Origin of the sequence: Klebsiella michiganensis, assembly GCF_002925905.1 — a bacterium.
In the GTDB taxonomy this organism is placed as follows: domain Bacteria; phylum Pseudomonadota; class Gammaproteobacteria; order Enterobacterales; family Enterobacteriaceae; genus Klebsiella; species Klebsiella michiganensis.
The window spans coordinates 185,617-192,118 of sequence record NZ_PRDB01000007.1; the positions used below are offsets into that span (position 1 = coordinate 185,617).

The window sequence follows — 6,502 nt, forward strand, 5'->3', positions numbered from 1 at the left end:
CGACCATTTTAAAGCATAATATCGACCGATGACCAATAAAGTCAATATAACGACCGACGCGGGCGCCGATGCCGCCATGATTAATGAAGCCGTTGCGGCGCGCATTAAGCGCTACCGGGCGGAAAAGAAGATCTCCCTGGATGAGCTGTCGCGACGCGCGGGCGTCAGCAAAGGTATGCTGGTAGACATTGAAGCCTGCAGGGCCAATCCCAGCATTGCGCTGTTGTGCCGTCTGGCCTCGGCGCTGGGCGTTTCCGTGGCCGATTTTGTCAATGTCGCCACCGCGCCGCCGGTAAAGGTGATTGCAGAAGGCGAGATTCCCACGCTGTGGCAGGGCGAGCAGGGCGGCAAGGCGCGGCTCCTTGCCGGTACCAGCGGTCCGGATATGGTTGAGCTCTGGCAGTGGAGCCTCAATCCGGGAGAAATGTTCACATCGCCGGGGCACGGGGAGGGGACGACTGAGCTGCTTTTCGTGACCGAGGGCGCCTTAACCCTGACGGTTAACGACGGGGTCTATCTGATTCGAGAGGGGGATTCCGCCGTCGCGCGTACCGACGCCCCGCATAGCTACGCTAACGCCGGGGATAAGATCGCGCGATTCACCATGACGGTGAGCGAAAAAGCGCGCTAGCAAGCGTTTCCCGGCGAGCGGCTATCGTCCCGACCGCTCGCCGCCTTCACGCCATACGCACCAAATCCATGCAATGCCCCATCATCACTCCCCATTTTTGGGAGCCGCGGCGGCGCCTGCCGCCGTAGGGCTGATTTTACGCGCGCTGCGCGCCTGGCATAGACCTTGCAAACTCCTGTTCAGAAGGCAGCGCAACAGACAATTGAGATAACACAATAGCTGGCTAGGGTTCCGGTTCACTCAGGTGAACGTCTGGTCCGAGAGCTGGCGACCTCTGCGAGGTTACACGGCGGGACAAAAGCCCGGGAGACAGCAGCACCGTTGGGTGTCGCGCTGCTCCCGTTTCTCGTGCTAACCAGAGGTCCACCATGAAGACACCGCCGATCCTCCGCTCTCTTATCCTGTCGCTGGCGCTGCTGGCCAGCGTCCCCTCGTTTGCCGCCGTCAAAAAAGAGTTCAACATCTGCTGGACTATCTATGCCGGATGGATGCCCTGGGGCACCATCAGCAACGAAAAGATCATCGATAAATGGGCCAGCAAATACGGCATCAAAATCAATATCGTTCAGCTGAACGACTACATCGAATCCATTAACCAGTACACCGCGGGCCAGTTTGACGGTTGCACCATGACCAACATGGATGCCCTGACCATTCCGGCGGCGGGGGGCGTTGATACCACGGCGCTCATTACCGGCAGCTACTCCGACGGCAACGACGGCGTGGTGCTGAAGGGGGCGGATAAAAAGCTCAGCGATCTGAAAGGCATGGCGGTGTATCTCCCGGAGCTTTCGGTATCGCACTACCTGCTGGTTCGCGGTCTGGAAAAAGCCGGGCTGCAGGAAAAAGACGTCAAAGTGGTCAATACCTCGGATGCGGATATCGTCTCGGCTTTTGGCACCAGCGGCGTACGCGCGGCGGTGGCCTGGAATCCGCAGCTTTCGGTTATCAAAAAGACGCCGCAAACCACGGAGGTCTTTAGCTCTTCGCAGGTTCCCGGCGAGCTGATCGACATGATGGTGGTGAATACTCAGACCCTGAAAGATAACCCGGCGCTGGGTAAAGCCCTGACCGGCGCCTGGTTCGAGATGATGGCCAAAATGCAGGCCGGAGATACGCAGGCGCTAAGCGCAATGGCCGCCGATTCCGGCACCGACCTCGCCGGCTACCGGGCGCAGCTAAAAACAACCCATCTCTTCTGGACGCCTGCCGATACCCTGACGTTTATCTCCTCGCCGGCGCTGGCAAAAACCATGCAGCGGGTGGCGCAGTTCTCTTTTGATAAAGGGCTGCTGGGAGAGGGAGCGCAGAGCGCTGACTTTATCGGCATGACCTTCCCCGGCGGCGTCACCGTCGGCGATACCGCCAACAGCAAACTGCGCTTTGACGACAGCTATCTGAAGCTGGCGGCGGCGGGGCAGCTGTAATGATTGACCTTGGGAGTCCACGCCATGCGCCACATTAACCGCTATCCCCGGCAGGGTATGCGCCTGACGCTGATGCTATTGCCCTTCGTCCTGATGATCGCCGCCTGGTTTATCGGTTCGGCGGTGCGGCTGGAAGCCAACCCGCAGGATAAGCTGCTGCCCGGCCTGTCGCAGATGATCGCGGCCATCGATCGGATGGCCTTCACCCCGGATAAACGCAGCGGCGAGTATCTGCTGTGGGCCGACACGCTGATTAGTATGAGCCGCCTGCTGATTGGTCTGGCGCTCTCGTCGCTGATTGGCCTGGGCATCGGCATCGCCGCCGGCGTGTTCCCGATGTACCGCGCGGCGCTGTCGCCGCTGATGACCGTGGTGTCGATGATCCCGCCGCTGGCGATCCTGCCGGTGCTGTTTATCGTCTTCGGCCTGGATGAGCTATCAAAAGTGATGCTTATCGTCATTGGCATTACGCCGATGTTGGCGCGCGACCTTGAACAGCGGGCGCGGGAGATCCCGGCGGAGCTGTTTATCAAAGCGCAAACCCTCGGCGCCAATAGCTGGACGGTGGTGCTGCGGGTAGTGCTGCCGCAGCTGCTGTCGCGGCTGATAACCTCCCTGCGCCTGCTGCTGGGCTCCGCATGGCTGTTTTTGATCTCCGCCGAGGCCATTTCCGCCACCGCCGGTCTCGGCTATCGCATATTCCTCGTCCGCCGCTATATGGCGATGGACGTGATTATTCCTTACGTCATCTGGATAACCCTGCTGGCATGGCTGATGGATCTGGCGCTGCGCCAGCTGCACAAAGCCTGTTTCCCGTGGGCGGAAGGAGGCCGGGCATGAGCTTTATCGACATAAAAAATATCTGGCAGGAGTACGGCGACCACGTGGTGCTGGAGCGCATCAATTTGCAGGTGAAAGAGGGCGAGTTCTGTTCGATGGTCGGCGCGTCCGGCTGCGGGAAGTCGACGTTTTTACGCCTGCTGCTCGGCCAGGAAAAGCCGACTCGCGGGGAAATCACCCTCGACGGCCAGCCGCTGGCGGCGGAGCCGGACCGCAGCCGCGGCGTGGTGTTTCAGCGTTATTCGGTTTTCCCGCACCTCAACGTGCTGGATAACGTCGCCATTGGCCTCGAACTCCCGGCGTCACCGCTGTTTGGCCGGCTGTTTGCCGGCAGGAAACGCGACGCGCGCGAACGGGCGCAGCGGATGCTGGAGAAAGTCGGGCTGGGGCACGCGCTGAATAAATATCCGGCGCAGCTCTCCGGCGGGATGCAGCAGCGGCTGGCGATCGCCCAGGCTTTCGTCATGCAGCCGCGCGTACTGCTGCTTGATGAACCCTTCGGCGCGCTGGATCCCGGTATTCGCAAGGATATGCACGGGCTGCTGCTCCAGCTGTGGAGCGAAACGCGGATGACGGTTTTTATGGTCACCCACGACCTCGCGGAGGGCTTCAACCTTGGCACCCGGCTGCTGGTTTTCGACAAAGTGCGCATCGATCCGCAGGCGCCCAACGCCTGGGGGGCGCGCGTTACCTACGATATTCCGCTCAATGAAGCGCGGATGTCGCAGATAACCACCGGCAGCGACAATAACGTTTACGCATTAAGGAGATAGTTTGATGACCGCACTTTTTCACTCATCCCCCAGCCTGCGCGAAGAGCGGCTACCCGGCGGGGCGCACACCTCGCTGATTTTGCGCAAAGGGCAGATCCTGCGCCTGACCGATATCGACGGCGGAGCCAACGTCAGCATGATGATGCTGAATCCCCATGAGAAGAGTGAGCGCCTGAATCTGCCGGATACCCTCAAGGGGCAGCACACCGCGCGCCTGACCGCCGGGCACTGTTTCTACTCCGATATGGGGCGCGTTCTGGCCGGGATTGTTGCCGACAGCTGCGGCTGGCACGACCCGTTCGGCGGGATACTCAACGCCGACGAGACGCGTGAAAAATATGGCGCAGGACGCTACCAGGAGCTGCGAAACGGCTTCTACCGCAACGGCGTCGATAACCTGCTGGTTGAAATGGGTAAATGGGATCTGGGCCTGGAGGACCTGCTGATGGTGGTTAACTTCTTCAGCAAAGTCACCGTCGATGAGGATGGCCGTTTTCAGTTTATTTCCGCCAACAGCCGCGCCGGAGATTACGTTGAGCTGTTTGCGCCGATGGATGTCCTCATGGTGCTGACCGCGCTGCCGCATCCTCAGGACCCTGCCGCTGAGTACGCCCCGCGGCCGATCCAGCTGAGCTGGTACCAGGCTGACGATGCGCAGGCGGCCGCGGAAGCGCTCTTTACCCGCGATGAAAACCAGCGCGCGTTCCTCAACACCCAACTTTTTGCCCTGTAAGGAGGCTGCGATGACCCTGATCGCCAGTAACCGTCGTCCCGAAGATGCCGTCTATCGCCATGTGATCCCGGCAGGGGAACCCTGGCTGTTTGAGGTACAAAAAGGGCAAACCCTGCGCCTGCTTGACCTCGAAGGCAACCAGGCCATTGATACCCTGTTTTACAACGCCGATAACCCCCGAGAACGCTACGATCCGCAGCGCACGCTGCGCCGCCAGGGCAATGCCTATCTGACCACCGGCAGCGTACTCTATTCCAATCTGGGCAATCCACTGCTGACCATCGTTGCCGACACCTGCGGTCGCCACGATACCCTCGGCGGCGCCTGTGCCCAGGAGAGCAACACCGTGCGCTACGCCCAGGATAAACGCTATATGCACAGCTGTCGGGATAATTTCCTCTGCGCCTGCCTGCACGATGGCCGCCTGCATAAACGCGATATCGGCGCCAACATTAACTTTTTCATGAACGTCCCGGTAACGCCGGAAGGCGGTCTGACCTTTGAGGACGGGATATCGGCGGCGGGGAAATACGTTGAGCTGCGCGCCGAGTGCAACGCCGTGGTGCTGATTTCCAACTGTCCGCAGTTAAATAATCCCTGCAACGGCTGGAACCCCACGCCCGCCGAGGTGCTGGTATGGAACTGACCCGCTGGCAGCGCTGGCGTCTGCTGGCCTTTCGGCTCTTCGCCGTCCGCGCAGACCGCCTGAACAGTACGCCGACGCGCAAACCTTAAGCGCCGGTTCACCCCGGGGACGACCTCAGGGGAACATCGAATTATTGCGGGACGACCCGCGACCCTGTGAGTTCCGCTTATGTTTGATACCTTACTGATTGCCAACCGCGGCGCCATCGCCTGCCGCATTCTGCGCACCCTGCGCGCGATGCAGGTGAAGGGCGTCGCCGTCTATTCCGAAGCCGACCTGAGTAGTCTGCATATCCGCGACGCGGATGAAGCGTTAAGCCTCGGCGACGGCCCGGCGGCGCAAACCTATCTGGTGACGGAGAAGATCCTGGCCGCCGCGCAGCAGAGCGGCGCCAAAGCGATCCACCCCGGCTACGGCTTTCTGTCTGAAAACGCGGCCTTCGCTGAGGCCTGCGAGGCGGCGGGGGTGGCGTTTGTCGGCCCCACTCCGCAACAGCTGCGCACCTTCGGCCTGAAGCATACCGCTCGCGCCTTAGCCAAAGCCGAGGGCGTGCCGCTGCTGGAAGGCAGCGAGCTGCTGGCCGATAGCGGCGAAGCCTGCCGGGCGGCTGAGGCGGTGGGCTATCCGGTCATGCTCAAAAGCACCGCCGGCGGCGGCGGGATTGGCATGCGCGTCTGTCGCGACGCCCGTGAGCTGATTGAGGCGTTTGCCGCGGTGCAGCGGCTGGGACAAAACAACTTCAGCGACGGCGGGGTATTTCTCGAAAAATATATCGAACGCGCCCGCCATCTGGAGGTACAAATCTTCGGCGACGGGCGGGGAGAGGTCATCGCGCTCGGCGTGCGCGACTGTTCAGTCCAGCGGCGTAACCAGAAAGTGATTGAAGAGACGCCCGCGCCGAATCTGCCTGACGGGATGGCGCAGGCGCTATGCGCGGCGGCTATCGCGTTGGGTAAAGCGGTGAGCTACCGCAGCGCCGGGACGGTGGAGTTTGTCTATGACAGCGCGGCGCGGCAGTTTTATTTCCTCGAGGTAAATACCCGGCTTCAGGTCGAACACGGCGTCACGGAGCAGGTGTGGGGCGTTGACCTGGTGCGCTGGATGATTGAACTGGCGGCGGGGGAACTGCCTCCGCTACCTGAGCTGGCCGCCGGGTTACGGCCCCAGGGCCACGCTATCCAGGCGCGAATTTACGCCGAAGATCCGGGGCGGCAATTCCAGCCTTCTCCCGGCCTGTTAACGGACGTCTTCTTTCCGCCGGCGGACGGCGCAGCCCTGCGTATTGACCGCTGGGTGGAAGCCGGGTGCGAAGTCCCGCCGTTCTTCGACCCGATGCTGGCGAAAGCGATCGCCTGGCGCCCCAGCCGCGATGAGGCTATCGCCGGCCTGGCGCAGGCGCTGGCGGAGACCCGCCTGTACGGCGTAGAAACTAACCGCGTGTACCTGCAACAA

General features: G+C 61.5%; 7 protein-coding genes and 1 riboswitch. All 7 genes read left to right on the plus strand.

Annotated features, from left to right (window positions below; genetic code table 11):
* The first annotated feature begins 28 nt into the window (after window positions 1-28).
* Window positions 29-631 (plus strand): helix-turn-helix domain-containing protein, encoded by a 603-nt coding sequence (locus CDA56_RS17020; RefSeq protein ID WP_014229319.1) that lies wholly within the window; start codon window positions 29-31, stop codon window positions 629-631.
* Between the two features lie 212 nt (window positions 632-843).
* Window positions 844-942, plus strand: a riboswitch (guanidine-I (ykkC/yxkD leader).
* 57 nt (window positions 943-999) lie between these two features.
* A complete protein-coding gene (locus CDA56_RS17025) occupies window positions 1,000-2,058 on the plus strand; it encodes a putative urea ABC transporter substrate-binding protein (protein ID WP_014838452.1) in 1,059 nt (352 codons plus the stop codon).
* A 24-nt stretch (window positions 2,059-2,082) separates the two neighbouring features.
* Window positions 2,083-2,898, plus strand: coding sequence for an ABC transporter permease (locus CDA56_RS17030; protein ID WP_009652192.1), 816 nt, complete (start codon window positions 2,083-2,085; stop codon window positions 2,896-2,898).
* Window positions 2,895-3,671 carry an ABC transporter ATP-binding protein gene (locus CDA56_RS17035; protein WP_009652163.1) on the plus strand — a complete coding sequence of 259 codons (777 nt, stop codon included), beginning with the start codon at window positions 2,895-2,897 and terminating at the stop codon, window positions 3,669-3,671. Before CDA56_RS17030 ends, CDA56_RS17035 begins: the two co-directional genes overlap by 4 nt.
* Before the next feature lie 4 nt (window positions 3,672-3,675).
* Complete coding sequence (locus CDA56_RS17040; RefSeq protein WP_014838455.1) at window positions 3,676-4,404, plus strand: urea amidolyase associated protein UAAP1; 729 nt, start codon at window positions 3,676-3,678, stop codon at window positions 4,402-4,404.
* A 10-nt stretch (window positions 4,405-4,414) separates the two neighbouring features.
* The gene (locus CDA56_RS17045) at window positions 4,415-5,050 is read left to right on the plus strand and encodes an urea amidolyase associated protein UAAP2 (protein WP_009652130.1); all 636 of its coding nucleotides are present in this window, start codon (window positions 4,415-4,417) and stop codon (window positions 5,048-5,050) included.
* A gap of 168 nt (window positions 5,051-5,218) precedes the next feature.
* Window positions 5,219-6,502, plus strand: a 1,284-nt coding sequence (locus CDA56_RS17050) for an ATP-binding protein (protein ID WP_277949467.1), incomplete at its 3' end; no start/stop codon positions are given.